Source organism: Streptomyces sp. NPDC001373 (assembly GCF_042895815.1).
Lineage (GTDB): Bacteria > Actinomycetota > Actinomycetes > Streptomycetales > Streptomycetaceae > Streptomyces.
This window is the reverse complement of record NZ_JBIAWQ010000001.1, coordinates 832987-857378: the sequence shown is the minus strand read 5'-3', so window position 1 is coordinate 857378 and position 24392 is coordinate 832987. Positions and strand designations below refer to the sequence as shown.

The following is a 24392-nucleotide window of genomic DNA, read 5'->3' as shown; positions in this document are numbered from 1 at the left end:
CAATCGGTCACTGTCCGGTTCGCGACGATCCGATAACGACTCATGAACGGGCCTTTAACTGACATCTACGCGCGTTACGATCGCCGCGAAACCAGCGCCGGTCGTGGCGCTTCGGTCAGGTTTTGAAGGAGCCTCCCCTTGCGCCGGATCACCAGGATCGCCACCGTGGGCATCGCGTCCGCGGCGCTGGCCCTCTCGGCCACCGCCTGTGGCGGAAAGAAGTCCTCGGACGCCTCGTCCTCCTCGTCGTCCTCCTCCGAGACGAAGAGCGCCGGCGCCGCCATCGCGTACGACGTCGGCGGCCGTGGCGACCAGTCGTTCAACGACGCCGCCTACGCCGGCCTGGAGAAGGCGGAGAAGGACCTCAAGGTCAAGACCGCCGAGGCCGAGCCCACCGAGGGCGAGAGCGAGGCCGACAAGGTCCAGCGCCTCACCGAGCTGGCGCGCAAGGGCAACAACCCGGTCATCGGCGTCGGCTTCTCCTACGCCCCGGCCATCAAGAAGGTCGCCGCGAAGTTCCCGAACACCACGTTCGGCATCATCGACGACACCTCGGTGACCGACAAGAACATCGCCAACCTGGTCTTCAACGAGGAGCAGGGCTCCTACCTGGCCGGCGTCGCCGCCGCCAAGGCGTCGAAGTCCGGCACGGTCGGCTTCATCGGCGGTGTCGAGGTCCCGCTGATCAAGAAGTTCCAGGCCGGCTTCGAGCAGGGCGTCAAGGACACCAACCCGAACGCCAAGGTGCTGTCGACCTACCTGACCCAGCCGCCGGACTTCTCGGGCTTCGCCAAGCCCGACCTCGGCAAGGCCGCCGCCAAGGGCCAGCTCGACAGCGGCGCCGACGTGATCTACTCGGCCGCCGGCCTCGCGGGCTCGGGCGCCATCGAGGCCGCCGCCACCGCCGGCAAGTGGGCCATCGGCGTCGACTCCGACCAGTACAACCAGGCCGGTCTGTCGAAGTACAAGGACCACATCCTGACCTCGGTCACCAAGGACGTCTCCGACGCGGTCTACAACCTGATCAAGTCGGTCAAGGACGGCAAGCCGGAGAGCGGCGAGGTCCGCTACGGCCTGGACAAGAACGGCGTCGGCCTGGCGGAGTCCAACCCGCAGTACAAGTCGATGGCCGACCTCATCGCCGCGGTGGAGAAGGCCAAGGCCGCCATCATCGCGAAGCAGATCACCGTCAAGACCACGCCGTAAGGCCGTCGTCTGACAGGTAGTCGTGGTCTCCGGGGTCCGGGAGCGGTCTCTACCGCTCCCGGACCCCGCACCTCGTCTGCCGCCCAGTCCGTGAGAACTTGTGGTCAGTTGGCCGCAAGTTTTCACTTCCGACAGTGCTACGCGCGTAGAGGCATCGTGGACGCGATACCTTCTCTCCCCGCCCTGTCCTCCTGCCAACTTGGCTCATTACCGGCTCCTTCCGCGCCAAGGAGAGTGCGTCATCAACGCGTCCAGCCCCCCTCTCGCCGTAGAACTGCACGGCATCACCAAGCGTTTCCCCGGCGTCGTCGCCAACAAGGACATCGCCATTTCCGTCCGCAAGGGCACGGTCCACGCCCTCATCGGTGAGAACGGTGCCGGCAAGTCGACCCTGATGAAGATCCTCTACGGCATGCAGAAGCCGGACGAGGGCACCATCGCCATCGACGGGGAGCAGGTCTCCTTCAACAACCCCGGCGAGGCCATCGCCCGCGGCATCGGCATGGTGCACCAGCACTTCATGCTGGCCGACAACCTCACCGTCCTGGAGAACGTCGTCCTCGGCGGCGAGAAGCTGTTCGGCATCGGCTCCAAGGCCCGCAAGAAGATCATGGAGATCTCGGACGCGTACGGCCTCGGCGTGCGTCCCGACGCCCTGGTCGAGGACCTCGGTGTCGCCGACCGCCAGCGCGTGGAGATCCTCAAGGTCCTCTACCGCGGTGCGAAGACCCTCATCCTCGACGAGCCCACCGCGGTGCTCGTGCCGCAGGAAGTGGACGCGCTCTTCGACAACCTGCGCGAGCTCAAGGCCGAGGGCCTGACCGTCATCTTCATCTCGCACAAGCTGGGCGAGGTACTGAAGGTCGCCGACGACATCACCGTCATCCGCCGCGGCACCACGGTCGGCACCGCCGACCCGAAGACGGCCACGACCAAGCAGCTCGCCGAGCTGATGGTCGGCACCGAGCTGCCCTCGCCGGAGACCCGCGAGTCCACGGTGACCACCACCCCGATGCTCAAGGTCGAGGGCCTGACCGTCGCCGAGTCCGGCACCGTCACCACCCCCGAGACCTCGGTGCCCGCCCTGGGCGACTCCGACACGGACCTGCGCGAGGCCCCGGTCGCCGGCCGCCTCCTGCTCGACGGGATCGGCTTCACCATCCACAAGGGCGAGATCCTCGGCATCGCCGGTGTCGAGGGCAACGGCCAGACGGAGCTGATCGAGGCCCTCATGGGCATGATCACCCCCGACGCGGGCGTCATCACCCTCGACGGCGCCGACATCACCAGGATGCCGGTCCGCAAGCGCCGCGAGGGCGGCATCGGCTACATCCCCGAGGACCGCCACCGGCACGGCCTGCTGCTGGAGTCCCCCCTCTGGGAGAACCGCATCCTCGGCCACGTCACCGAGCGGCCGAACTCCAAGGGCGGCATCCTCGATCCGAAGGCCGCCCGCAAGGACACCGAGCGGATCGTGCGCGAGTACGACGTCCGCACCCCCGGCATCGACGTCACCGCGGCCTCCCTCTCCGGCGGCAACCAGCAGAAGCTGATCGTCGGCCGCGAGATGAGCCACAACCCGAAGTTCCTGATCGCCGCGCACCCCACCCGCGGCGTGGACGTCGGCGCGCAGGCGCAGATCTGGGACGCCATCCGCGAGGCCCGCCGCGAGGGCCTGGCCGTGCTCCTGATCTCCGCCGACCTGGACGAGCTGATCGGCCTGTCCGACACCCTGCGCGTCATCTACCGCGGCCGCCTGGTCGCCGACGCCGACCCGGCGACCATCACGCCCGAGGAGCTCGGCACCGCCATGACCGGAGCCGCCAGCGGGCACCTCGAAGCCCATGACAACCACTCCGCCGGGGTCGACGGCGACGCCACGGAGGACGAGGCCCGATGAAGAAATTCGACAAGGACCGGCTGCTCCTCGCAGCCGCCGGACCGGTTCTCGCTCTGGTCAGCGCCCTCGTGCTGACCATGATCGTGCTCGCCCTCTCGGGCGTGGACCCGATCGACCCGCTGCGGATCATGATCGAGCAGGCGGGTTACGAGGACATCCAGGTCCTGATCATCAACCAGGCGGGCATCTACTTCCTGGCGGCCCTGGCCGTGGCCATCGGCTTCCGGATGAACCTCTTCAACATCGGCGTCGACGGCCAGTACCGCCTCGCGGCGATGGTCTCCGCCGTGGTCGGCGCCTCGGTCTCGCTGCCGGCCCCGCTGCATGTCCTGCTGATCGTGCTCGTCGCCATGGCGACCGGTGCCTTCTGGTCCGGTATCGCGGGCGTCCTCAAGGCCCGGCGCGGCGTGAGCGAGGTCGTCTCCACGATCATGCTCAACGCCATCGCGACCTCGCTGATCGCCTGGCTGATCCTGCCGAAGAACCTCGGCGTGCAGCCCCCCGGCTCGAACGACCTGACCACCGGTGACATCCCGGAGTCCGGCTGGTTCCCGGCGCTGTCCCTGCCCGGCGGCGACATCTACGGCTTCACCTTCGTCGCCTTCGCGCTCGGCTTCGTCTACTGGTTCGTGCTCAACCGCACCCGCTTCGGCTTCGACCTGCGCGCCTCCGGCGCCAGCGAGTCCGCCGCGCAGGCCTCCGGTGTCGAGCCCAAGAAGATGATCATGACCGCGATGCTCATCTCGGGCGCCGTCGCCGGCCTGACCGGCATGCCGCTGCTGCTGGGTGAGTCGCACACGTACAACCTGTCCTTCCCGCTGGGCATCGGCTTCACCGGTATCACCGTCGCCCTGCTCGGCCGCAACAACCCGATCGGCATCCTCTTCTCGGCCTTCCTGATCGCCTTCATCGACAAGGCGTCCGCGGGCCTCGACACCGAGGGCTACGCCAAGGAGATCGGCACGATCATGCAGGGCCTGATCGTGATCGCGGTCGTCGTCAGCTACGAGCTCGTCCGCCGCTACGGCATCCGCCGCCAGCAGCAGAAGGTCGGCGAAGAGCTGGCCGCCGGCCACGCCCTCAAGACCGACAACAAGGAGGTCGCGGCGTGAGCACCAGCACCGTTTCCGCGACGAGCGCCGCGCCCAAGAAGGGCGGCGGACGCCGCAAGCTCACCCTCCCCTGGATCCTGCTGATGATCGCGGGAGGCCTCGCACTGGTCTCGGTCGTCCGCCTGATCTCCGGCGCCAACGACCTGACCTCCGTCGGCCAGGTCTCCGGCGCCCTCCAGCTCGCCGTGCCGATCGCCCTCGCGGGCCTCGGCGGCCTGTGGGCCGAGCGCGCGGGCGTGGTCAACATCGGCCTCGAAGGCATGATGATCCTCGGCACCTGGTTCGGTGCCTGGGCCGGCTACCAGTGGGGTCCGTGGACCGGTGTCGTCCTCGGCATCGTCGGCGGCGCCGTCGGTGGCCTGCTGCACGCGATCATCACCGTGACCTTCAACGTGAACCACATCGTCTCCGGTGTGGCGATCAACATCCTGGCCGTCGGCTTCACCCAGTACCTGTCGAACTTCACCTTCGACAAGGCCCCGGGCGGCTCCTCCAAGCAGTCCCCGCGCATCGACCCCATCACGGAGATCACGATCCCGGGGCTCTCGGACGGGCTGGCGACGATCCAGGGCAAGCACTGGTTCCTGATCTCGGACGCCGCCGGCGTGCTCGGCGGCCTGGTCACCGACCTCTCGCTGCTGACCGTCGTCGCGGTGCTGCTGATCCCCGCCACCTGGTGGGTCCTGTGGCGCACGGCCTTCGGCCTGCGCCTGCGCTCCTGCGGTGAGAACCCGATCGCCGCGGAGTCCCTCGGCGTCAACGTGTACAAGTACAAGTACATCGCCGTGATCGTCTCCGGCGCGATGGCCGGCCTCGGCGGCGCGTTCCTCGCGATCGTCTCCACCGGCATCTACCAGGAGGGCCAGACCGGCGGCCGCGGCTACATCGGTCTCGCCGCGATGATCTTCGGCAACTGGATGCCGGGCGGCATGGCCGTCGGATCGGGCCTCTTCGGCTTCACCTACAGCCTCCGCCTGCGCGGCGGTGCCGAGAACGTGCACGCGATGCTCCTGCTCATCGCGATCCTGCTGGTCCTCGTCGTCGCCTGGCAGCTGTACAAGAAGAAGTACCTCCAGGCCGGCATCGCCGCCGTCTGCGCCGCCGGGCTCTTCGTCTGGTACGCGCTCACCGACCAGGTGCCCAGCCAGTTCGTGGACGCCGCGCCGTACGTGACGACGCTGCTGGTCCTCGCCCTTTCGGCGCAGCGCCTGCGCATGCCGAAGGCGGACGGCATGCCGTACCGCAAGGGCCAGGGCAAGTGACCCGGGACCCCGCGGTGGACTGGGACGCCCTGCGGGCGGCCGCCCGGGACGCAATGACCCGGGCGTACGCCCCGTACTCGGGCTTCCCGGTCGGGGTCGCCGCGCTGGTCGACGACGGGCGCGTGGTCACCGGCTGCAACGTCGAGAACGCGAGCTACGGGCTCGGCCTGTGCGCCGAGTGCGGTCTGGTCTCCTCCCTCCAGGCCACCGGCGGCGGCCGCCTCACCCACTTCACGTGCGTGGACGGCAAGGGCGAGAGCCTCGTCCCGTGCGGCCGCTGCCGCCAGCTGCTCTACGAGTTCGGCGGCCCGGACCTGCTGGTGGACACACCGGCCGGGATCCTTCCGCTGAGCGCGATGCTGCCGCAGGCCTTCGGGCCCGATCACCTCAGACAGCCGTGACGACGGCCCTCCGCCCCTCGGGGCGGAGGGCCGTCGGCCGTCTTCGAGCCGGGCTCGACCCCCACCTGAAACTCCTTGAACCCCCCTCCCTCATCTCTATGCGCGTAGAAGGAAGCCACCTCATGGACGTCATCTCCGTCATCCGGACCAAGCGGGACCGCGGCGAGCTGAGCCCCGAGCAGATCGACTGGGTCATCGACGCCTACACCCGCGGGGTCGTCGCCGACGAGCAGATGTCGGCGCTCGCCATGGCCATCCTGCTCAACGGCATGAACCGGTCCGAGATCGCCCGCTGGACGGCCGCGATGATCGCCTCCGGCGAGCGCATGAACTTCGACTCCCTCTCCCGCCCCACCGCCGACAAGCACTCCACCGGCGGCGTGGGCGACAAGATCACCCTGCCGCTCGCCCCGCTCGTCGCCGCCTGCGGCGCGGCCGTCCCGCAGCTCTCGGGCCGCGGCCTCGGCCACACCGGCGGCACCCTCGACAAGCTGGAGTCCATCCCGGGCTGGCGCGCGCTGCTCTCCAACGAGGAGATGCTGAACGTCCTCGACACCACCGGCGCCGTCATCTGCGCGGCCGGCGACGGCCTGGCCCCCGCGGACAAGAAGCTCTACGCCCTGCGCGACGTCACCGGCACCGTCGAGGCCATCCCGCTGATCGCCTCCTCCATCATGTCGAAGAAGATCGCCGAGGGCACCGGCTCCCTCGTCCTCGACGTGAAGGTCGGCTCCGGCGCCTTCATGAAGAACATCGAGGACGCCCGCGAGCTCGCCTCCACCATGGTGGCCCTGGGCACCGACAGCGGCGTCAAGACGATCGCCCTGCTCACCGACATGTCCACCCCCCTCGGCCTCACCGCGGGCAACGCCCTGGAGGTCCGCGAGTCCGTCGAGGTCCTGGCCGGCGGCGGCCCGGCCGACGTGGTCGAGCTGACCATCGCCCTCGCCCAGGAGATGCTGACGGCGGCCGGCATCAAGGACGCCGACCCGGCGAAGGCCCTCGCCGACGGCTCCGCGATGGACGTGTGGCGCCGGATGATCTCCGCCCAGGGCGGCGACCCGGACGCGGCCCTCCCGGTCGCCCGCGAGCAGCACGTGGTCACCGCCTCGGCCTCGGGCGTCCTGACCCGCCTCGACGCGTACGCGGTCGGCGTCGGCGCCTGGCGCCTGGGCGCGGGCCGTGCCCGCAAGGAGGACCCGGTGCAGGCGGGCGCGGGCATCGAGCTGCACGCCAAGCCCGGCGACACCGTCACCGCCGGCCAGCCGCTGATGACCCTGCACACGGACACCCCGGAGAAGTTCGACTACGCCCTGGCCTCCCTGGAGGGCTCGTACGACGTCGCCCCGGCGGGCACGGAGTTCACCGCGAACCCGATCGTCCTGGACCGCATCGCCTAGCAGGCCTCGCCCGGCTTCGGCCCGGGGCAGGACCGCTGCGCGGCGCCTTCCCCGGGCAGGGGGGCTGCCTTCCCCGGGCAGGGGGGCTTGGGGGCAGCCCCGCAGGGCCCCACCGATGAGTTCCGCGACCGCCTGCGGTCATCCACCCGTGGAGCTCACAACCCTGGCCCTGGACGGGCCCCAGCCGGACGTCCCCGCCCTTTGCGCACGCGTCGGCGAGGCCTGCCGCAACGGCCCGCGCGAGATCGTCTGCGACGCGCGGGCCGTCGGCGCGCCCACCCTCGCCACCGTCGACGCCCTCGCCCGCATGGCGCTCACCGCCCGCCGCCACGGCACCCCCTTCAAGGTCACCGGCGCGGATCCCGCCCTACGGGGCCTGCTCCACCTCGTGGGCCTCGTCGAGCTCCTCGGGCAGCCCGAACAGCGGGAACCAGCGGGCGGTGTCCAGGAAGGCGTTCAGCCCGACGATCCGCCCCCCTGAGACCTCCAGCACCTGGAGCGCCCACGGCACGTGACCGGGCCGGCCGTCCTCGCGCGGACGGTACTGGCCGAAGGCCGGCATCCCGTTCGCCGTGGTCGGCACCAGCCGGGAGCCCTTGCAGCCGATGCCCTGGTCGAGGTGCCACGCCGCGATGTCCGCGGGCCCCCGCAGCCACAGGTCGAACGGCGGCATCGACAGCACGGCGTCCTCGTGCAGCAGGGACGTCAGCCGCGTGATGTCGTAGGCCTCGAAGGCGGACAGGTACTGCTCCAGCAGCTTCGCCTGGTCCGCGTCCAGCGGGTCCGCCGGATCGCTCGCCCGCAGCGCCTGCCCCGACAGGGTCGCCCGGGCCCGCTGGAGCGCGCTGTTCACCGAGGCCACCGTGGTCTCCAGGAGCTGTGCGACCTCGTCCGCCTTCCAGGCCAGCACCTCCCGCAGGATCAGCACGGCCCGCTGCTTTGCCGGCAGGTGCTGGAGCGCCGCCACGAACGCGAGGCGCACGGACTCCTTCGCCAGCGCCATCTCCGCCGGGTCGGCGGTCTGCGGCAGCACCCGCCCGTCCGGCACCGGCTCCAGCCAGGTCACCTCGGGCCGCTCGTTGAGCACGGCGGACGCCTGGTGCTGCGGGGCGGTGAGGTCCATCGGCCGGGCCCGCCTCTTCCCGGCGTTCAGCAGGTCCAGGCAGACGTTGGTGGCGATCCGGTACAGCCACGACCGCAGCGAGGAGCGGCCCTCGAACTTCGCGTACGACCGCCAGGCGCGCACGTACGTGTCCTGCACCGCGTCCTCGGCGTCGAAGGCCGAGCCGAGCATCCGGTAGCAGTAGCCGGTCAGCTCGACCCGGTAGCGGTCCATCGCCGCGTCGAGCTCCGGGTCGAGCTCCGGTGAGGTGGTCGCGAGGTCGCTCATGGCTGCTGTCCCCCAGGGTGTCGTCCGTCCCTTCGGAAACTACCCGAGGGGTCTGACAACGGCAGCCGCGGCGCCGCGCGGTCCGTCAGGTCAGGTGCCGGGCTTGCGCCCGTACACGAACACGTCCTCGCCGTTGGCCAGCATGTTCCAGTACGCCTTGGCGTCGGCCGTCGTCATGTTGACGCAGCCGCCCGAGCCGGGCGGGTTCCACATGCTCTTGGTCACCGAGTGGAAGGCGATACCCCCGTCGAAGAACTGCGCGTACGGCATCGCCACGTTGTAGAGCGTCGACCAGTGGTTGATGTTGCGGTAGTAGATCTTCTTCAGCCCGGTCCGCGTCGGGGTCTGCGCCTTGCCCGTGCGCACCGCGACCGGCCCGTACTTCAGCACCGACCCGTCCTGGATCCAGCTCAGCTGCCGGGTCAGGTCGACGCAGGCGATCCGCCCCAGGTTCGTGGGGCACTTCCCCTCGGCGTTCGGGTTCTTCCCGGCCGCACGCTGCGCCAGCATGACGCTCATCGTCTGCCAGGTCAGCGGCCCCGCGTACCCCATCGTCGGGGTGATCCCGTGGGTGGCCTGGAAGGACTGGATCGCGGTGCAGTCGGCCGCCGACTGCACCCCGTCGACCGGGCGCCCCAGGAAACCCTCCACCTCCCGCTGGTAGGGCCCCGTGGTCACGTTGCAGGAGGCGGCGGCCTCGGCGGCCTGCGCCGCACCGCCCCCCGCGACCACCAGCGGCGCCGCCAGCGCCAGCGCCCCGCCGAACACCACCGCAGCCCGCCGCCGCGCGCGCACGCGTGTCCCCGCCATCCGTGCCTCCCCTGCGGCGCCCGCACCCTGGGGGCGCCGAGTCCTCCACGCTAGAGCGACTCGGGCACGCCGGGTAGGCCTCGGACGGGACTTCAGCGCGCGGCCGCCGCAGCGGCCGGCAACCGCCGCTCCACGCGGGCCGCGTGGGACCCGTACAGGGTGATCGAGACGACGCCCAGCACCGCCAGCAACGCGATCCCGACCGTGGCCGCCCACCCCGAGGCGTGGTACGCCAGGGCGCCCAGGGTGCCGCCCGCGCTGGAGCCGAGGTAGTACGCGGACTGGTACAGCGCGGAGGCCTGTGCCCGGCCCGCCCTCGCCGTCCGGCTCACCGCCGCCGAGGCCACCGCGTGGCCCGCGAAGAAGCCCGCCGTGATCAGCACCAGCCCCGGCAGGATCAGCCACAGCGAGTCGGCGAGCGAGAGCAGCAGGCCCAGCGCGGTCGTGGTCACCGCCAGGTACAGCGCGCCACGCCGCCCCGTCCGCGCCACCAGCTGCCCGGCCGCCGCCGAGGAGGCCGTACCCACCAGGTAGATCAGGAAGACCGAGCCGACCACGCCCTGGCCGAGCGAGAACGGCGCCTCCACCAGCCGGTAGCCGATGACCGTGTACACGGCCCCGAAGACCGTCATGAACAGCGCGCCGATCCCGTACAGACGCAGCAGCAGCGGATCCCGCAGGTGCCCGGCGACCGTACGGCCCACCGCGCGCGGGTTCAGCGAGGCCGGCCGGAAGAACCGCGCCCGGGGCAGCAGCACCAGGAAGGCCAGGGCGCAGACCAGCGCCATCACGCCGACGGCCACCAGACCGCCCCGCCAGCCCCACAGCTGGGCGCCCCAGCCGGTGACGATGCGGCCGCTCATGCCGCCGATGGAGTTGCCTGCCACGAACAGCCCGATCGCCCCGACCAGCGCCTTCGGCCGGACCTCCTCCGCCAGGTACGCCATCGCGGAGGCGGGGATGCCGGCGATCGCCGCGCCCTGCACCGCGCGCAGCGCCACCAGCCACTCCAGGCCCGGCGCGAACGGCACCAGCAGGCCGACGCCGACGGCCACCACCATCGAGCAGGTCATCATCCGGGTCCGCCCGAACCGCTCGGACAGCGCGCTGAGCGGCAGCACGAACAGGGCGAGCGCACCGGTGGCCGCGGACACCGTCCAGCTGGCCTGACCGGCCGTCACGCCGAAACCGGCGGAGATCGCGGGCAGCAGGGCCTGGGTGGAGTAGAGGAGGGCGAAGGTCGCCAGTCCGGCGGCGAAGAGCGCGAGGCTCATCCGGCGGTAGCCGGGGCGGCCGGGGGAGAGGGGCTCGGGGGACGACGGAGCAGAGGCACCCACGGTGACGGGTGCCCCGGTATGAACGGGAGGCATACGTCGACCGTAGGCCCCTCCTTTTCATGCGTCCAATGCACAGATCCGCGATAATCGATCCACCCACGCATCAGTACAGCTCAGGGCTTCGGATATCAATGAACCGTTACGAAGAAGACATGGCCGTGACACAAGGGCTGGCCCCGCGCCTCGCCCAGTTCGTCGCGGTCGCCCGGCACGAGCACGTCACCCGCGCCGCCCAGGAGCTGGGCGTACCCCAGTCCACGCTGTCCCGCGCGATGGTCCGCCTCGAACAGGAGCTGGGCGTCTCGCTGTTCGCCCGCAAGGGCCGCACCGTCGCCCTCACCACCGCCGGCCGTACCTTCCTCGCCTCGGCCGAGGAGGCCCTGGCCGGGATCGCCCGCGCCGCCGGCTCCGTGCAGCAGGACGCCGACCCCGCCTTCGGGAAGGTCGCGTTCGGCTTCCTGCACACCCTGGGCCCCGAGACCGTACCCGGCCTGATCCGCGCCTTCCGCGCCGACCACCCCCGCGTCCGCTTCTCCCTGGTCCAGAACTACGGCGAGGCCATGCTGGAGAAGCTCCGCGCCGGGGAGCTCGACCTGTGCCTGACCTCGCCCGTGCCCGACGCCCCCGACCTGGTGGGCCGCCGCCTCGACGAGCAGCGGCTGCGCCTGGTGGTCCCGGACGACCACCGCCTCGCGGTCCGCAAGCGCATCCGCCTCGCCGAGGCCGCCGAGGAAACCTTCGTCACCCTGGAGGCCGGCTACGGCCTGCGCCGCATCACCGACGACCTGTGCGCGGAGGCCGGGTTCACCCCGAAGGTGGCCTTCGAGGGCGAGGAGGCCGAAACCCTGCGCGGCCTGGTCGCGGCCGGCCTGGGCGTGGCCCTCCTCCCGCCGCCCCTCGTCCCCCGCCCGGGGGTGGTCGAGCTGACGGTGACGGCGCCGCGCGCGGTCCGCGAGATCGGCGTCGCCTGGCTGGACGGCCACCCGGACACCCCACCGGTGGCCGCCTTCAAACGCTTCCTCCTCTCCCGCCGGGGCCGCCTGATCCCCGAACTGGAACCCCCCGCCTAGCCGGGCCGTCGCCGCGCCCGGCCCCCTCCTCCGCCTCCTGGCATGAGGCGGCTGCCGACAGCAAGTACCCGGCCTGGAAACGGGACTTGGCGCCGACCGCGCGCATGATTTCCGCGATGTGCCGCTGGCAGGTGCGTTCCGACATGCCCAGGCGGCGGGCGATCACCTTGTCCTCCAGGCCTTCCGACAGCAGCCGCACGATCGTCTGGCGGAGCTCGTCCGAGAGGGACCGGGCGGCGTCCGGGCTCACCGTCGTCGGGAACGGGCGGGCGCCCAGCCAGGAGCGTTCGAAGGCCGCCGTCATGAAGTGGACGACGCTCGGTTCCCGGACCACCAGCGCCGCGCCCTGGCGGTCCGGGACCGACATCAGGCCGGTGCGCGCGTCGAAGATCAGCATCCGCATCAGGCCGTCGCCCAGGGTCCGCACCTGCGCCCCGAGCGCCGTCACCCGCTCCACGTACGCCGCCGTCGGCCGCGAGTAGCGCGCCGTGTGCTGGTAGATGGTCCGCATCCGGACCCCGCGCGCCAGCAGTGACTCGTCCCGGTCGACCGCCTCCTCCAGGGCCTCCAGCGGACGCCCGCCGCCCGGCTGGGAGGTCAGCAGCTCGCGCTCGCACCCCGCCACCAGCTCGGCGATCAGCCCCCGCACCGCCCCGAGGTCGGTCACCAGCTCCAGCCGGCCCGCCCCGGCCTCCTCCCGGTGCGCGGCGCCCGCCTCGTACGCCGGCACCAGCGCCTCCAACCGCCCGCGCAGCCGGTCCATCTCGTCATGGGTCTCCCGGGCGAGCTGCGCGAGCGGGGCCAGCGCCCGGGCGGCCGCCGCGCGGGGCGCGACCGCGGTCCAGCGCTCCGGGCCGTCGCCGGGGGCCCGCTGGAGAAGGTGGGCGGCGGACAGCTCCGTGACCGCGGCGCCCGCGCGCGCACCCAGGGCGGCGGTGGCCTCGGCGGGGGTGAAGGCGTACCGCTCCACGGCGAAGGCGTACAGGCGCCGCGCCGCAGGGCTCAGACCGGACCCATCGGCTCCGTCGGCATCGACTGGCATATGCCTATTCGTCCCTGACTGTGACCGTTTGTAAACCCCTCGGGTTCCCGCAAGGCGGCAAGTCGACGCCTGAATCCGGGCATCCGGCATATGACGAACCGGCACAGTGGGGATCACGGCGTGCCGGGGGCGGTCGCGCCGCATCCGTCGGTGCCGTCCGACCGTGAGGGGGCGGAGCGGCAGGCACGGACGGACGCCGCGTGCCGCCCCCGTCCCGCGGGGCCCGTCCTACTGCGGCTTCGCGTAGGTGCCGTACCCCGTCCAGTCCAGCGCCACGGCCGCCTCGTCGCCGACCACCCAGGCGTCGTGCCCGGGCGCGATCTGCATGAAGTCCCCAGGGCCGTACTCCTCCTGCTCCCCGTCGTCCATGACGACGCGGAGCCGGCCGCTCAGCATGTACCCCGTGTGCGCGGACTGGCAGCTGTCGGTGCCTGCCAGCGGCTTGATGTGCTCCGACCAGCGCCAACCCGGCTCGAAGACCGCCCGTCCGACGGCCCCGTTCTCGGTCTCGATCACGTCCAGCCGGCCCTTGCCGTCCTCGAACGGCCGGGTCTCGTCGGCGCTGTCGAAGTTCCTGCGCACCATTGCGGCCATGGCCCATCGCCTCCCGGAGAGAAACGGCCCCGAGTCCACTCCTCACTCTACGCTCGGACCGCCCCGCCGCACGGCCTCCGCAGCCCGCCCCTCACCCCCGTAGCGACCGCCCGAACCCCGAGGCCAGCGGCATCCGCAGGCCCAGCGGCGGGGGTGCCGCCAGCGCGTCCGTCACCGGCCGCGAGTAGCGCCCCGAGAACACGGCGCCGAGGACGAAGTCCACCGCGAGCGCCACCACTTCCGCCCGGTGCTCGCGCAGCCCGTGCCCGTCCGAGTGCACCTCGAACCGGCAAGTAGAACGATTCGCCTTCTTCGCCCGGGCCGCCAGCCGGAACGAGCACTCCGGGTCGCTGCGCGCGTCGTTCGTCCCGTGCACGATCAGCACCTGCCGACCGGCGAGCTGTTTCACCGGTTCAGGGGAGCCGCCGCGGAGCTCGTCCGGTAAACAAGGGGCCAGTGCCACCACCGAGTTGACGGCCCCGTGCCCCGCCGCCCGCAGCGCCGCCCGACCCCCCGCCGCGTAGCCCGCCAGGCAGACCGGCACGTCCCCGTACCGGCGCACCGCCTCGTCCGCCGCCCACCGCGCGGCCGCCTCCCGGCCCTCCGGGCCGTGCAGCACCGCGTGCGCCACCAGCCCCTCCGCCCCGCCCGCCCGGGCCAGCGCCCGCGCGAGCGGGCGCACCGGACCGGGGGCGATCCTGGACGCCCCGGGGAGCAGGAGGACCACACCACTGACCATCGACTCCGAGCCGTTCGCGCCGGCCGCCCGCCCCAGGCGGGCCCCGCGCGCCGGCGGCGCATGCTGTGCCATGGCGGAACAGTCTCAGACCGGCGGGTGTACGCCACCCGTCCGTACGGTCTCTGTTACATATCGACGCCCGCCGCCAACCGGTTGCTCTACGCGCGTAGGAGTAGAGTGCCGGAATGACGAGCGAGACCCCGAACACGCCGACCCCGGACCAGATCCGCCGCGCCCCGAAGGTGCTCCTGCACGACCACCTCGACGGTGGCCTGCGTCCCGGCACCATCATCGAACTGGCGGCCGCGGTCGGCTACGACAAGCTGCCCGAGAACGACGCCGACAAGCTGGGCGTCTGGTTCCGCGACGCCGCCGACTCCGGCTCCCTCCCGCGTTACCTGGAGACGTTCGCGCACACCTGCGCCGTCATGCAGACGAAGGAGGCCCTCTTCCGGGTCGCCGCCGAATGCGCCGAGGACCTGGCCGAGGACGGCGTCGTGTACGCCGAGATCCGCTACGCCCCCGAGCAGCACCTCGAAGCCGGTCTGACCCTCGAAGAGGTCGTCGAGGCCGTCAACGACGGCTTCCGCGAGGGTGAGCGCCGCGCCAAGGCCAACGGCCACCGCATCCGCGTCGGTGCCCTGCTGACCGCCATGCGCCACGCCGCCCGCGCGCTGGAGATCGCCGAGCTGGCCAACCGCTACCGGGACAACGGCGTGGTCGGCTTCGACATCGCCGGCGCCGAGGCCGGGTTCCCCCCCACCCGCCACCTCGACGCCTTCGAGTACCTCAAGCGGGAGAACAACCACTTCACCATCCACGCCGGCGAGGCCTTCGGCCTGCCGTCGATCTGGCAGGCCCTCCAGTGGTGCGGCGCCGACCGCCTGGGCCACGGCGTGAAGATCATCGACGACATCGAGGTCGCCCCCGACGGCTCCGTGAAGCTGGGCCGCCTGGCCTCGTACGTCAGGGACAAGCGCATCCCCCTGGAGATGTGCCCGACCTCGAACCTGCAGACCGCCGCGGCCGCCTCGTACGCCGAGCACCCGATCGGCCTGCTGCGCAAGCTGCACTTCCGGCTGACGGTCAACACCGACAACCGGCTGATGAGCGGCACCAGCATGAGCCGCGAGTTCGAGCACCTGGTCGACACCTTCGGCTACTCGCTCGACGACATGCAGTGGTTCACCGTCAATGCGATGAAGTCCGCGTTCATTCCTTTCGATGAACGACTGGCGATGATCAACGACGTGATCAAGCCGGGTTATGCCGAGCTGAAGTCCGAGTGGCTTTTCCGTCAGACCGCCTCCACCAGCGGATCTGTATCGGCCTAGGCCACGGAATGACACAGGGGAAGCGCTCGGGGCCATTCCGCCCCGGGTGCTTTCTCATATGTGAGGATGTTTGCGGGGCCGGGTTTCAAGTGACTAGTTTGCGGAGCCGCTCGATTCCCCGTAGCAAGGACGATTTTTCATGAAGCAGTCTGCTGCCAAGTCCCTCGGTGTCGCTGTCATTGGTGCCGCCCTCGCCGCGGGTGCCGCGGGTACCGCCTCCGCCTCGGCGCTCCCGACCCCGAACCTGACGGACGCCCTCGGCACCGTCACCAGCACCGCCAGCGCCGTCACCAATCAGACGGACCAGGCCCAGCAGGGCGGCCAGAGCGACCCCGCGGCCCCGGTGAGCCAGCTGCTCGGCGGCCTGCCCCCGCTGCCCGGCCTCGGCGGCTGATCCGGACCCCGGATTCGCACGCCCGCCCGCGCGGTGCACACCCTTTCGAGGTGGTGTGCACCGCGTCGCACGGTGTGCCACGATCACCACCAACTGCCCGCCGACGCACGGGGTATGAGGTCCGGTCATGCGCATCACGGCACGATTCAAGGCGCCCGCGACGACGTTCGCGCTGCTCCCCGCCCTGCTCCTCGGAGCCGTCGGCTGCAGCAGTGGCACGGACGCCCCCGCCGCCGGCAGGAGCCCCGACCCCAAGGGTTCCGCGGCCACCGCGCCCTCCGGCGCGCCCGGCGCCGCTGCCGCCTCCCCGGCGCCCAAGGCCAAGGACGCCCGCCTGGAGCGCTCCGCCCTCGAACAGGGCGACCTCCCCGGCTACCAGGTCTCCGCACAGGGCAAGAACCCGGGCGCCCCCGTGGGCCAGCCGCAGGCCGACAAGAAGGCCTGCCAGCCGCTCGCCGACGTCATGGGCGACAAGCCCGACCCGGCCGCGCACGAGACCGTCAACCGCGGCGTCGGCTCCCAGAAGCAGGTCGGCCTCGCCGTCTCCGCCTCCGTCAGCTCCTACGACGAGAGCGACGCCAGGAAGGTCGTCTCCCGGATCCGCGAGGCCCTCGCGGCCTGCGGCTCCGGCTTCACCGCCACCGTGCAGAAGCGGACCGGTACCTACCGGGACGTGAAGACGGTCCCGTTCAAGGCCGCCGGCGACGAGAGCGTCAGCTGGACCACGACCGCCGCCGCCGAGGGCGTCTCGGCGCAGGTCCACCTGGTCGTCGTCCGCGAGGGCTCCTCCGTCGTGCGGCTGATGGCGCTCAACGTCGCGGCCGCCGGCCGGAAGGCCGAGGTCCCGCGGGAAGTCGCCGACAAGCAACTGGAAAAGGTCCGGAAGGCCGGTTGATTCCCGCCGGGGCGCCGCTCGCGTTCCCGGACGGAATCCCAGGGGGCCCGGCGCGGCCGGGCCCGCCGTCACCAGGCCGTGCTCGCCGGGCCGGCGCCGGACTTCTCGTTCGGGATCAGCAGCCACAGCGCCAGGTAGATCAGGAACTGCGGGCCCGGCAGCAGGCAGGACAGGACGAAGATGATCCGCATCGTGCGGGCCTTCATACCGAACCGCTTGGCCAGTCCGGCGCAGACGCCGCCGATCAGACGTCCGTCGCGGGGGCGGGTCAGCGCGCTCATGGTGTTCTCCTTCGTATCGGAATTCGCGCGCTTTCTTCCTGGTCCGGCGCGATGAATCAATACTCGCGCGGTACCGCCGACAGAACGTCGGTCCACGGGCCGAGCCCGACCCTGGGAATTCTCGGGGTGCTCCCCTGAGGAACGGCGTCGGGGGAGGTAAGGGGCCTGCGGAGCCTGGCCCGCAGCACCGGTACGACCGCCGCGTGCGCGATCACCACCCCGGCGGTGTTCAGCAGCAGGGCGTCCACGTCCAGCACCCGCCCCGGGACCGCCGTCTGGAGCATCTCGATGCTCAGCGAGATCAGCACGGCCGCGGCCGCCGTCCGCACCAGCGAGACCCACGCGGCCAGCGGCCCGGCCGCCAGCCGGCCCCCGGCCAGCGGCAGCAGCACCCCCAGCGGGGCCAGCAGTGCCAGCCCCTCGCCGATCCGCCGCGCGGCCTCCAGGGGCCCCATCGCCAGGTCCGCCCGGATCCCCTCCAGCGGGGTCAGGTTCGCCGCCGCGGCCCAGGGCACGTCCAGCGGACTGAGGGTGAGCCATCCGACGACCAGCAGATGCGCGGCCAGCAGGGCCCCGCTCAGGAGCCGGGGACGGACCGGGAGCTGTGTGGCGGTGGCGGCGCTGCCGCTGCCCTCATGACGGTGCACACCACCGAGGACGCCCGCCCCGGCGGTGGCGGTTCCGGTCATCTCGTCCCGTCCCGTCCCGTCCCGTACGCGGGCCCGCGCCCGGCCACCCTCCGGAACGGACGGCCCTACGACGGCCGGCCCCCGGACCCGGAAGCGGCGCCCCGTCCGACGCCCCGCACCGCCCGGCCCGCACGCCGCCCCGGACCCGCCCCGCACCGCCCGGCCCGCACGCCGCCCCGGACCCGGCCGGTACCGCCCGGCCCGCACGCCGACCCGTGCCCGGAGGTGGCGGCCCGGCCGGCGACCCGTACCCCGCGGCCCGTGCCCGGTGTCCCCGGAAGTGACGCCCTCGCTAGACGACGGCCAGCAGTACGGCCAGCAGGACCGCGCCCACCGCCGCCGGGACGATGATCTCCCAGGCCCACCGCACCACGACCGGACCCTGCGCGCCCGGCCGGGAGGCCCCGCGCTCGGCGAGCTCGGTCAGCTCGTCGACGGCCTTGTCGGCCGAGGCCCGCGCGACCGGCCCGCCCGCCTGGCCGCCCGCGCCCCCGCCGGACGCCGCCTCGCGCCGGCCGGCCGAGCGGTTCGCCTTCTTGCGCTCGCGCAGCGACACCGGCACCGACCAGAGCTGGTACTTCGCCCCGTCGGCCAGCACCTCCGCCGAGTACCCGGCGCGCACCGCGTCCACGACGCCCCAGGGCAGCGTGATGACCCGGAAGGGGTTGCGGACCCGCATCCGGTCCTCGTTGGCGAAGACGGCCGGCCGGATCGTGAACGCCACGGTCAGCGGCACGGCGCACAGCGCGGCGGCGAACCCGATCCACCGGCCGCTGCCCACACCCCGCAGGACGGCGTCCCCGCACAGCCACGCGATCATCGCCAGGATCAGCACCCCGGTCACGACGGCCATGGGGGAGCGGTAGACGCGGTCGGCGTAGGCGGGCTCATGGGGGGAGGGTGTGGTCATGCCGCCGATTGTGCCGCATGCCCGCGCGGCGGCCATCGGCGCACGGGGGCCGGATGCACTGATGGCGGACGTCACGCGCAGATGTGCACGAGGGGGGTGACAGGTCGCTACGCGCGTAGATATGCTCATCTGGTGACCATGCCCACCACCCTCACCGCATTCGCTGACGTGACGACGTCCGACAGCGCGCTGCGCCGCTTCCTGCACGGGCTGCCCGGCGTCGACGCAGTCGGACTGGAGGCCCGCGCGGCCGCCCTCGGCACCCGCTCGATCAAGACCACGTCCAAGGCGTACGCCATCGACCTGGCCATCTCGATGATCGACCTGACGACGCTCGAGGGTGCGGACACCCCGGGCAAGGTCCGGTCCCTCGCCGCGAAGGCCGTCAACCCCGACCCCCTCGACCGGACGACGCCCATGACCGCCGCGGTCTGCGTCTACCCCGACATGGTGGCCACCGCCAAGGCGGCCCTGCACGGCGCCGACGTCAAGGTCGCCTCCGTCGCCACCGCGTTCCCGGCGGGCCGCGCCGCCCTGCCGGTCAAGCTGGCCGACACCCGCGACGCCGTCGCCGCCGGCGCCGACGAGATCGACATGGTCATCGACCGTGGCGCCTTCCTCGCCGGCCGCTACCTGGAGACCTACGAGCTGATCAAGGCCGTCAAGGAGGCGTGCGTCCGCGAGGACGGCACCGCCGCCCGGCTGAAGGTCATCTTCGAGACCGGCGAGCTGTCGACGTACGACAACATCCGCCGCGCCTCCTGGATCGGCATGCTCGCGGGCGCCGACTTCATCAAGACGTCCACCGGCAAGGTCGGCGTCAACGCCACCCCCGCCAACACCCTGCTGATGCTCGAAGCCGTCCGCGACTTCAAGGAGCAGACTGGAATCCAGATCGGCGTGAAGCCGGCCGGCGGCATCCGGACCACCAAGGACGCCATCAAGTTCCTGGTCCTGGTCAACGAGACCGCGGGCGAGGACTGGCTGACCAACGAGTGGTTCCGCTTCGGCGCCTCCAGCCTGCTGAACGACCTGCTCATGCAGCGCCAGAAGCTGAGCACCGGGCGTTACTCCGGACCCGACTACGTGACGGTGGACTGATCACCATGGCTTCCCTCTTCGAGTACGCACCGGCTCCCGAGTCCCGCTCGGTCGTCGACATCGCCCCCTCGTACGGCCTCTTCATCGACGGCGAGTTCACCGACGCCGCCGACGGCAAGGTCTTCAAGACCGTCAGCCCCTCCAGCGAGGAGGTGCTGTCGGAGGTCGCCCAGGCCGGCGCCGCCGACGTCGACCGCGCCGTCAAGGCCGCCCGCCGCGCCTTCGAGAAGTGGTCCGCGCTGCCCGGATCCGAGCGCGCCAAGTACCTCTTCCGCATCGCCCGGATCATCCAGGAGCGCAGCCGCGAGCTGGCCGTCCTGGAGACCCTGGACAACGGCAAGCCGATCAAGGAGACCCGCGACGCGGACCTCCCCCTGGTCGCCGCGCACTTCTTCTACTACGCGGGCTGGGCCGACAAGCTCGACCACGCCGGCTACGGCGCGAACCCGCGCCCGCTGGGCGTGGCCGGCCAGGTCATCCCGTGGAACTTCCCGCTGCTGATGCTCGCGTGGAAGATCGCCCCGGCGCTCGCCACCGGCAACACCGTCGTCCTCAAGCCGGCGGAGACCACCCCCCTCTCGGCGCTGTTCTTCGCGGACATCTGCCGCCAGGCCGGTCTCCCCAAGGGCGTCGTCAACATCATCCCCGGCTACGGGGACGCGGGCGCCGAGCTCGTCGCCCACCCGGACGTCAACAAGGTCGCCTTCACCGGCTCCACCGCGGTCGGCAAGGCCATCGCCCGCCAGATCGCCGGCACCGACAAGAAGGTCACCCTGGAGCTGGGCGGCAAGGGCGCCAACATCGTCTTCGACGACGCCCCCATCGACCAGGCCGTCGAGGGCGTCGTCAACGGCATCTTCTTCAACCAGGGCCAGGTCTGCTGCGCGGGCTCCCGCCTCCTGGTCCAGGAGTCGATCCACGACGAGCTGCTGGACTCCCTCAAGCGCCGCCTCTCCACGCTGCGCCTGGGCGACCCGCTCGACAAGAACACCGACATCGGCGCGATCAACTCCGCCGAGCAGCTCGCCCGGATCACGGCCCTGGCCGACACGGGCGAGGCCGAGGGCGCCGAGCGCTGGTCCCCGGCCTGCGAGCTGCCGTCCTCCGGCTACTGGTTCGCCCCGACGCTCTTCACGAACGTCAGCCAGGCCCACACCGTCGCGCGTGACGAGATCTTCGGCCCGGTCCTGTCCGTGCTGACCTTCCGCACCCCGGACGAGGCCGTCGCCAAGGCCAACAACAGCCAGTACGGCCTGTCCGCCGGCATCTGGACGGAGAAGGGCTCCCGCATCCTCGCGGTCGCGGGCAAGCTCCGCGCGGGTGTGGTGTGGGCCAACACGTTCAACAAGTTCGACCCGACCTCGCCCTTCGGCGGCTACAAGGAGTCGGGCTTCGGCCGCGAGGGCGGCCGCCACGGCCTGGAGGGCTACCTCGATGTCTGAGTCTTCTGCGACCCGTCTGGGCGTCTTCAAGACCTACAAGCTGTACGTCGGGGGCAAGTTCCCCCGCTCCGAGAGCGGCCGGGTGTACGAGGTGAGCGACTCGAAGGGGAAGTGGCTGGCCAACGCCCCGCTGTCCTCCCGCAAGGACGCCCGTGACGCGGTCGTCGCGGCCCGCAAGGCCTTCGGCGGCTGGGCGGGCGCGACCGCGTACAACCGCGGCCAGATCCTCTACCGCATCGCCGAGATGCTGGAGGGCCGCCGCGACCAGTTCGTCCGCGAGGTCGGCGAGGCCGAGGGGCTGTCCAAGTCCAAGGCGGCGGCGGTCGTGGACGCGGCCGTCGACCGCTGGGTCTGGTACGCGGGCTGGACCGACAAGATCGGCCAGGTCGTCGGCGGGGCCAACCCGGTCGCGGGCCCGTTCTTCAACCTCTCCACCCCGGAGCCGACCGGCGTCGTCACGGTCGTGGCCCCGCAGGACTCGTCCTTCCTGGGTCTGGTCTCGGTGATCGCCCCGGTGATCGCGACGGGCAACACCGTCGTCGTCATCGCCAGTGAGAAGTCCCCGCTGCCCGCCCTTTCCCTGGGCGAGGTGCTGGCCACCTCCGACCTGCCGGGCGGCGTCGTCAACATCCTCTCCGGCAAGGCCGCCGAGATGGGCCCGCACCTGGCGGCCCACCAGGACGTCAACGCGATCGACCTGGCCGGCGCCGACGCGGCGCTCGCCAAGGAGCTGGAGATCGCGGCGGCGGACAACCTCAAGCGCGTCCTGCGTCCACAGCCTGTGGACGACTGGGCCGCCGACCCGGGCACTTCGCGCATGACCGCGTTCCTGGAGACCAAGACGGTCTGGCACCCGACCGGGTCGCTGGGCTCGGGCGGCTCCTCCTACTAGAACGCCCGCGGCTCCTCCTCCGGAGGCCCCCGTGGAACGGCCCCCGACGGCGATCGCCGTCGGGGGCCGTCGCGCGTCCCGGGCCCGTCCTACCGCTTCGGGAGGACCGGGCCCAGCAGGGAGGAGACGGCGGCCTGCGGGATCTCCTTGACCGACGGCCCCTGCGTCAGAACCCCCGTCACCATCGTGGTGCCCACGGCCGGGAAGTCGGCGACCTTCGTGCCCACCCCGTTGTCGAGGGGGTCCACGCCGGTGTGGGCGAGGGGGTTCACCTTCAGGTTCGCGATCGGGTCGACGACCCCGGAGACGGCCGCCGCCGGGTCCAACTCGCCGGCCTGCGCCCCGCCGGCCGCCATGGCCAGGGCGGCCCCGGCCAGGGAGAGGGTCAGTCCGGCGGAGCGGAGCCGCTGCGGAGAGGGGTCGGAGGCTGCGTGACGTGCCATTGGTTCCCGCCTGTGGTCGTAGTCGCGTGCGCACACAGCGTAGTCGAGCGGGTGTGCCGGATTCCAACGCGCCATGTGAGACCGGTCGCAGGGGCTGTCGGCAGTGTGTCGATACGCCCGGTCATGCCTCACACTGGTCTCCCGTGAGCTGTTCATCTCCCCTTCCGACGCGCGTCGTGCTCCTGACCGGTCCCTCGGGTTCCGGCAAGTCCTCGCTGGCGGCCCGCTCGGGCCTGCCCGTACTGCGCCTGGACGACTTCTACAAGGAGGCGACGGACCCGTCCCTCCCCCTGGTCGAGGGCAGCTCGGACATCGACTGGGACTCCCCGCAGTCCTGGGACGCCGACGTCGCCGTGGCCGCCGTCGCCGAACTCTGCCGGACCGGCCGCACCGAGGTCCCGGTCTACGACATCGCGACCAGCTCCCGCACCGGCACGGAGACCCTGGACATCTCCCGCACCCCGCTGTTCATCGCGGAGGGCATCTTCGCCGCCGACATCGCCGCCCGCTGCCAGGAGCTCGGCCTCCTCGCCGACGCCATCTGCCTGCGCGGCCGGCCCTCCACCACCTTCCGCCGCAGGCTCGCCCGCGACCTGCGCGAGGGCCGCAAGTCCCTGCCGTTCCTGCTCCGCCGGGGCCTGCGCCTGATGCGGGCCGAACGCGGCATCGTGGCCCGGCACGTCGCCCTCGGTGCCCACGCCTGCGCCCGCGACGAGGCCCTGGGCCGCCTCGCGGCCGCCGCGGCCGGCCGCCACCGCTCGGCGAGCGCCGCGGCGGCGTAGCCCGACGGGTCCGGCGTCCGACGGGCCCCCGGCGTCCGACGAATACCCGGACAAGAGAAGGCGGGACCAAGCGGACCCCCGTCCGCCTGATCCCGCCTCCATCCCCCCCATGGCCTCCGTCCCACCCCCGTAGGACGGACCCCCTGGCCGGTGGTCTGTGGTGTTGAGTTGTGCGTGCCGCGGCTGCGCGCCGTCACGTGCCCGCCGTTACGCGACGAGCTCCCCGAAGGACTCCGCCTCGTCACGCCCGAAGCTCAGCGCCTCGTCCTCGCGCAGCCGGCGCAGCGAGCGCCAGATGCTCGACTTCACGGTGCCCACGCTGATGCCCAGGATCTCCGCGATCTCCGGGTCCGTGCGGCCCTCGTAGTAGCGCAGCACCAGCATCGTGCGCTGCGGCTCCGGGATCCGGGCCAGCGCCTGCCAGAGCACCGCGCGCAGCTCCGTCCCGCGCATCGCGTCCGTGTCGGAGGCCGTCTCCGGCAGCTCCTCCGTCGGGTACTCGTTCAGCTTGCGCCGGCGCCACGCGCTGATGTGCAGGTTCGTCATCGTCCGGCGCAGGTAGCCGCCCACCGCCGCCTTGTCGCTGATCCGGTCCCAGGCGCGGTACGTGGAGAACAGCGCGCTCTGCAGCAGGTCCTCGGCCTCGTGGCGGTCGCCGGTGAGGTGGAAGGCCGTCGCGTACAGCGCCGCGCGCCGCTCCTGGACGTACGCCGTGAACTCCGCCTCCGAGGAGGAGGCCGGAGAAGAAGGGGTCCGCTGGGCGGGAACCGCCTGGTACTGCTTCGCGTCAATGGCTACGACATGAGCCTGCCGCCGGGAGCCCGGCACCGTACGGACACCCGCCCGGCGGTTCGCGTCGTGCAGCCGCGTGACAACCGCGCTGGTGGTGGTGCTGTGCAGCGTGTTCATCTCGCGCCCCCCGTCGTGGAGTCTGCTTCGGTCCGTGTTTCGATGACAAAAGACTGC

At 71.9% G+C, this 24392-nt stretch carries 26 protein-coding genes; 15 read left to right on the top strand and 11 right to left on the bottom strand.

Going from position 1 to position 24392, the window contains the following annotated elements:
• The first annotated feature begins 138 nt into the window (after nucleotides 1-138).
• The 7 genes from ACFY15_RS04205 to ACFY15_RS04175 all read left to right on the top strand — a co-directional run bounded on the left by ACFY15_RS04205 (nucleotide 139) and on the right by ACFY15_RS04175 (nucleotide 7762).
• Nucleotides 139-1206 (top strand): BMP family protein, encoded by a 1068-nt coding sequence (locus ACFY15_RS04205; RefSeq protein WP_390687717.1) that lies wholly within the window; start codon nucleotides 139-141, stop codon nucleotides 1204-1206.
• Nucleotides 1207-1405: 199 nt separating this feature from the next.
• The gene (locus ACFY15_RS04200) at nucleotides 1406-3106 is read left to right on the top strand and encodes an ABC transporter ATP-binding protein (RefSeq protein WP_390687718.1); all 1701 of its coding nucleotides are present in this window, start codon (nucleotides 1406-1408) and stop codon (nucleotides 3104-3106) included.
• The gene (locus ACFY15_RS04195) at nucleotides 3103-4218 is read left to right on the top strand and encodes an ABC transporter permease (RefSeq protein ID WP_390687719.1); all 1116 of its coding nucleotides are present in this window, start codon (nucleotides 3103-3105) and stop codon (nucleotides 4216-4218) included. The genes ACFY15_RS04200 and ACFY15_RS04195 overlap by 4 nt, the downstream gene beginning before the upstream one ends.
• On the top strand, nucleotides 4215-5480 hold the full coding sequence (locus tag ACFY15_RS04190; protein WP_390687720.1) for an ABC transporter permease: 1266 nt from the start codon (nucleotides 4215-4217) through the stop codon (nucleotides 5478-5480). The genes ACFY15_RS04195 and ACFY15_RS04190 overlap by 4 nt, the downstream gene beginning before the upstream one ends.
• Nucleotides 5477-5881 carry a cytidine deaminase gene (locus ACFY15_RS04185; protein ID WP_390824957.1) on the top strand — a complete coding sequence of 135 codons (405 nt, stop codon included), beginning with the start codon at nucleotides 5477-5479 and terminating at the stop codon, nucleotides 5879-5881. The genes ACFY15_RS04190 and ACFY15_RS04185 overlap by 4 nt, the downstream gene beginning before the upstream one ends.
• A gap of 122 nt (nucleotides 5882-6003) precedes the next feature.
• Nucleotides 6004-7281 carry a thymidine phosphorylase gene (locus ACFY15_RS04180; RefSeq protein WP_390687721.1) on the top strand — a complete coding sequence of 426 codons (1278 nt, stop codon included), beginning with the start codon at nucleotides 6004-6006 and terminating at the stop codon, nucleotides 7279-7281.
• A 148-nt stretch (nucleotides 7282-7429) separates the two neighbouring features.
• On the top strand, nucleotides 7430-7762 hold the full coding sequence (locus ACFY15_RS04175) for an STAS domain-containing protein (RefSeq protein WP_390687722.1): 333 nt from the start codon (nucleotides 7430-7432) through the stop codon (nucleotides 7760-7762).
• On the opposite strand, the gene ACFY15_RS04170 is transcribed toward ACFY15_RS04175, so the two are convergent.
• The 3 genes from ACFY15_RS04170 to ACFY15_RS04160 form a co-directional block, all read right to left on the bottom strand.
• Nucleotides 7649-8671: a sigma-70 family RNA polymerase sigma factor gene (locus ACFY15_RS04170; RefSeq protein WP_390687723.1), complete on the bottom strand. Its 1023-nt coding sequence runs from the start codon at nucleotides 8669-8671 to the stop codon at nucleotides 7649-7651. The two genes, ACFY15_RS04175 and ACFY15_RS04170, sit on opposite strands and share 114 nt — an antisense overlap.
• Nucleotides 8672-8761: 90 nt before the next feature.
• Nucleotides 8762-9481 carry a L,D-transpeptidase family protein gene (locus ACFY15_RS04165; protein ID WP_390687724.1) on the bottom strand — a complete coding sequence of 240 codons (720 nt, stop codon included), beginning with the start codon at nucleotides 9479-9481 and terminating at the stop codon, nucleotides 8762-8764.
• A 92-nt stretch (nucleotides 9482-9573) separates the two neighbouring features.
• Complete coding sequence (locus ACFY15_RS04160) at nucleotides 9574-10851, bottom strand: MFS transporter (RefSeq protein ID WP_390687725.1); 1278 nt, start codon at nucleotides 10849-10851, stop codon at nucleotides 9574-9576.
• Between the two features lie 98 nt (nucleotides 10852-10949).
• Between ACFY15_RS04160 and ACFY15_RS04155 the strand changes: the two genes are divergently transcribed.
• Entirely contained in the window at nucleotides 10950-11888 is a 939-nt protein-coding gene (locus ACFY15_RS04155) for a LysR family transcriptional regulator (protein ID WP_390687726.1), read from the top strand.
• On the opposite strand, the gene ACFY15_RS04150 is transcribed toward ACFY15_RS04155, so the two are convergent.
• The 3 genes from ACFY15_RS04150 to ACFY15_RS04140 form a co-directional block, all read right to left on the bottom strand.
• Entirely contained in the window at nucleotides 11827-12930 is a 1104-nt protein-coding gene (locus ACFY15_RS04150; protein ID WP_390687727.1) for a LuxR C-terminal-related transcriptional regulator, read from the bottom strand. The two genes, ACFY15_RS04155 and ACFY15_RS04150, sit on opposite strands and share 62 nt — an antisense overlap.
• 228 nt (nucleotides 12931-13158) lie before the next feature.
• Entirely contained in the window at nucleotides 13159-13524 is a 366-nt protein-coding gene (locus ACFY15_RS04145; protein ID WP_390687728.1) for a cupin domain-containing protein, read from the bottom strand.
• Nucleotides 13525-13615: 91 nt separating this feature from the next.
• A complete protein-coding gene (locus ACFY15_RS04140) occupies nucleotides 13616-14335 on the bottom strand; it encodes an alpha/beta hydrolase (RefSeq protein ID WP_390687729.1) in 720 nt (239 codons plus the stop codon).
• A gap of 113 nt (nucleotides 14336-14448) precedes the next feature.
• Between ACFY15_RS04140 and ACFY15_RS04135 the strand changes: the two genes are divergently transcribed.
• The 3 genes from ACFY15_RS04135 (at nucleotide 14449) to ACFY15_RS04125 (ending at nucleotide 16886) form a co-directional block, all read left to right on the top strand.
• Complete coding sequence (locus ACFY15_RS04135; RefSeq protein ID WP_390687730.1) at nucleotides 14449-15597, top strand: adenosine deaminase; 1149 nt, start codon at nucleotides 14449-14451, stop codon at nucleotides 15595-15597.
• Between the two features lie 139 nt (nucleotides 15598-15736).
• The gene (locus ACFY15_RS04130) at nucleotides 15737-15991 is read left to right on the top strand and encodes a hypothetical protein (protein WP_344163910.1); all 255 of its coding nucleotides are present in this window, start codon (nucleotides 15737-15739) and stop codon (nucleotides 15989-15991) included.
• A 127-nt stretch (nucleotides 15992-16118) separates the two neighbouring features.
• A complete protein-coding gene (locus ACFY15_RS04125) occupies nucleotides 16119-16886 on the top strand; it encodes a hypothetical protein (protein WP_390687731.1) in 768 nt (255 codons plus the stop codon).
• 68 nt (nucleotides 16887-16954) lie between these two features.
• Here ACFY15_RS04125 and ACFY15_RS04120 read toward each other — a convergent pair whose 3' ends face one another.
• From ACFY15_RS04120 to ACFY15_RS04110, 3 genes are all read right to left on the bottom strand, one after another.
• Nucleotides 16955-17167, bottom strand: coding sequence for a PspC domain-containing protein (locus ACFY15_RS04120; protein WP_390687732.1), 213 nt, complete (start codon nucleotides 17165-17167; stop codon nucleotides 16955-16957).
• A 56-nt stretch (nucleotides 17168-17223) separates the two neighbouring features.
• Nucleotides 17224-17856, bottom strand: coding sequence for a VanZ family protein (locus ACFY15_RS04115; protein WP_390687733.1), 633 nt, complete (start codon nucleotides 17854-17856; stop codon nucleotides 17224-17226).
• A gap of 292 nt (nucleotides 17857-18148) precedes the next feature.
• Nucleotides 18149-18766, bottom strand: coding sequence for a PH domain-containing protein (locus ACFY15_RS04110; RefSeq protein ID WP_390687734.1), 618 nt, complete (start codon nucleotides 18764-18766; stop codon nucleotides 18149-18151).
• 138 nt (nucleotides 18767-18904) lie between these two features.
• Between ACFY15_RS04110 and deoC the strand changes: the two genes are divergently transcribed.
• Genes deoC through ACFY15_RS04095 form a run of 3 tightly spaced genes read left to right on the top strand, consistent with a single transcriptional unit; the run spans nucleotide 18905 to nucleotide 22201 of the window.
• Nucleotides 18905-19867: a deoxyribose-phosphate aldolase gene (deoC, locus tag ACFY15_RS04105; RefSeq protein ID WP_390687776.1), complete on the top strand. Its 963-nt coding sequence runs from the start codon at nucleotides 18905-18907 to the stop codon at nucleotides 19865-19867.
• Nucleotides 19868-19872: 5 nt separating this feature from the next.
• Complete coding sequence (locus ACFY15_RS04100) at nucleotides 19873-21309, top strand: aldehyde dehydrogenase family protein (RefSeq protein WP_390687735.1); 1437 nt, start codon at nucleotides 19873-19875, stop codon at nucleotides 21307-21309.
• A complete protein-coding gene (locus ACFY15_RS04095) occupies nucleotides 21302-22201 on the top strand; it encodes an aldehyde dehydrogenase family protein (protein ID WP_390687736.1) in 900 nt (299 codons plus the stop codon). Before ACFY15_RS04100 ends, ACFY15_RS04095 begins: the two co-directional genes overlap by 8 nt.
• An 89-nt stretch (nucleotides 22202-22290) precedes the next feature.
• Here the strand turns inward: ACFY15_RS04095 and ACFY15_RS04090 are convergent, their stop codons facing one another.
• Entirely contained in the window at nucleotides 22291-22644 is a 354-nt protein-coding gene (locus ACFY15_RS04090) for a hypothetical protein (protein ID WP_390687737.1), read from the bottom strand.
• Between the two features lie 143 nt (nucleotides 22645-22787).
• Here ACFY15_RS04090 and ACFY15_RS04085 point away from each other — a divergent pair, with 143 nt between their 5' ends.
• Nucleotides 22788-23426, top strand: a complete 639-nt coding sequence (locus ACFY15_RS04085) for an ATP-binding protein (protein WP_366450307.1) — start codon at nucleotides 22788-22790, stop codon at nucleotides 23424-23426.
• Nucleotides 23427-23633: 207 nt separating this feature from the next.
• Here ACFY15_RS04085 and ACFY15_RS04080 read toward each other — a convergent pair whose 3' ends face one another.
• Nucleotides 23634-24335, bottom strand: coding sequence for a SigE family RNA polymerase sigma factor (locus ACFY15_RS04080; RefSeq protein WP_366450306.1), 702 nt, complete (start codon nucleotides 24333-24335; stop codon nucleotides 23634-23636).
• Nucleotides 24336-24392 lie beyond the last annotated feature (57 nt).

Coding starts and splice junctions, on each gene's coding strand:
- ACFY15_RS04180 (WP_390687721.1), top strand. CDS start 6,004: ATGGACGTCATCTCCGTCATCCGGACCAAGCGGGACCGCGGCGAGCTG.
- ACFY15_RS04135 (WP_390687730.1), top strand. CDS start 14,449: ATGACGAGCGAGACCCCGAACACGCCGACCCCGGACCAGATCCGCCGC.
- ACFY15_RS04145 (WP_390687728.1), bottom strand. CDS start 13,524: ATGGCCGCAATGGTGCGCAGGAACTTCGACAGCGCCGACGAGACCCGG.
- ACFY15_RS04150 (WP_390687727.1), bottom strand. CDS start 12,930: ATGCCAGTCGATGCCGACGGAGCCGATGGGTCCGGTCTGAGCCCTGCG.
- ACFY15_RS04115 (WP_390687733.1), bottom strand. CDS start 17,856: ATGACCGGAACCGCCACCGCCGGGGCGGGCGTCCTCGGTGGTGTGCAC.
- ACFY15_RS04170 (WP_390687723.1), bottom strand. CDS start 8,671: ATGAGCGACCTCGCGACCACCTCACCGGAGCTCGACCCGGAGCTCGAC.
- ACFY15_RS04195 (WP_390687719.1), top strand. CDS start 3,103: ATGAAGAAATTCGACAAGGACCGGCTGCTCCTCGCAGCCGCCGGACCG.
- ACFY15_RS04090 (WP_390687737.1), bottom strand. CDS start 22,644: ATGGCACGTCACGCAGCCTCCGACCCCTCTCCGCAGCGGCTCCGCTCC.
- ACFY15_RS04080 (WP_366450306.1), bottom strand. CDS start 24,335: ATGAACACGCTGCACAGCACCACCACCAGCGCGGTTGTCACGCGGCTG.
- ACFY15_RS04130 (WP_344163910.1), top strand. CDS start 15,737: ATGAAGCAGTCTGCTGCCAAGTCCCTCGGTGTCGCTGTCATTGGTGCC.
- ACFY15_RS04110 (WP_390687734.1), bottom strand. CDS start 18,766: ATGACCACACCCTCCCCCCATGAGCCCGCCTACGCCGACCGCGTCTAC.
- ACFY15_RS04095 (WP_390687736.1), top strand. CDS start 21,302: ATGTCTGAGTCTTCTGCGACCCGTCTGGGCGTCTTCAAGACCTACAAG.
- ACFY15_RS04100 (WP_390687735.1), top strand. CDS start 19,873: ATGGCTTCCCTCTTCGAGTACGCACCGGCTCCCGAGTCCCGCTCGGTC.
- ACFY15_RS04165 (WP_390687724.1), bottom strand. CDS start 9,481: ATGGCGGGGACACGCGTGCGCGCGCGGCGGCGGGCTGCGGTGGTGTTC.
- ACFY15_RS04160 (WP_390687725.1), bottom strand. CDS start 10,851: ATGCCTCCCGTTCATACCGGGGCACCCGTCACCGTGGGTGCCTCTGCT.
- deoC (WP_390687776.1), top strand. CDS start 18,905: ATGCCCACCACCCTCACCGCATTCGCTGACGTGACGACGTCCGACAGC.
- ACFY15_RS04155 (WP_390687726.1), top strand. CDS start 10,950: ATGAACCGTTACGAAGAAGACATGGCCGTGACACAAGGGCTGGCCCCG.
- ACFY15_RS04140 (WP_390687729.1), bottom strand. CDS start 14,335: ATGGCACAGCATGCGCCGCCGGCGCGCGGGGCCCGCCTGGGGCGGGCG.
- ACFY15_RS04125 (WP_390687731.1), top strand. CDS start 16,119: ATGCGCATCACGGCACGATTCAAGGCGCCCGCGACGACGTTCGCGCTG.
- ACFY15_RS04120 (WP_390687732.1), bottom strand. CDS start 17,167: ATGAGCGCGCTGACCCGCCCCCGCGACGGACGTCTGATCGGCGGCGTC.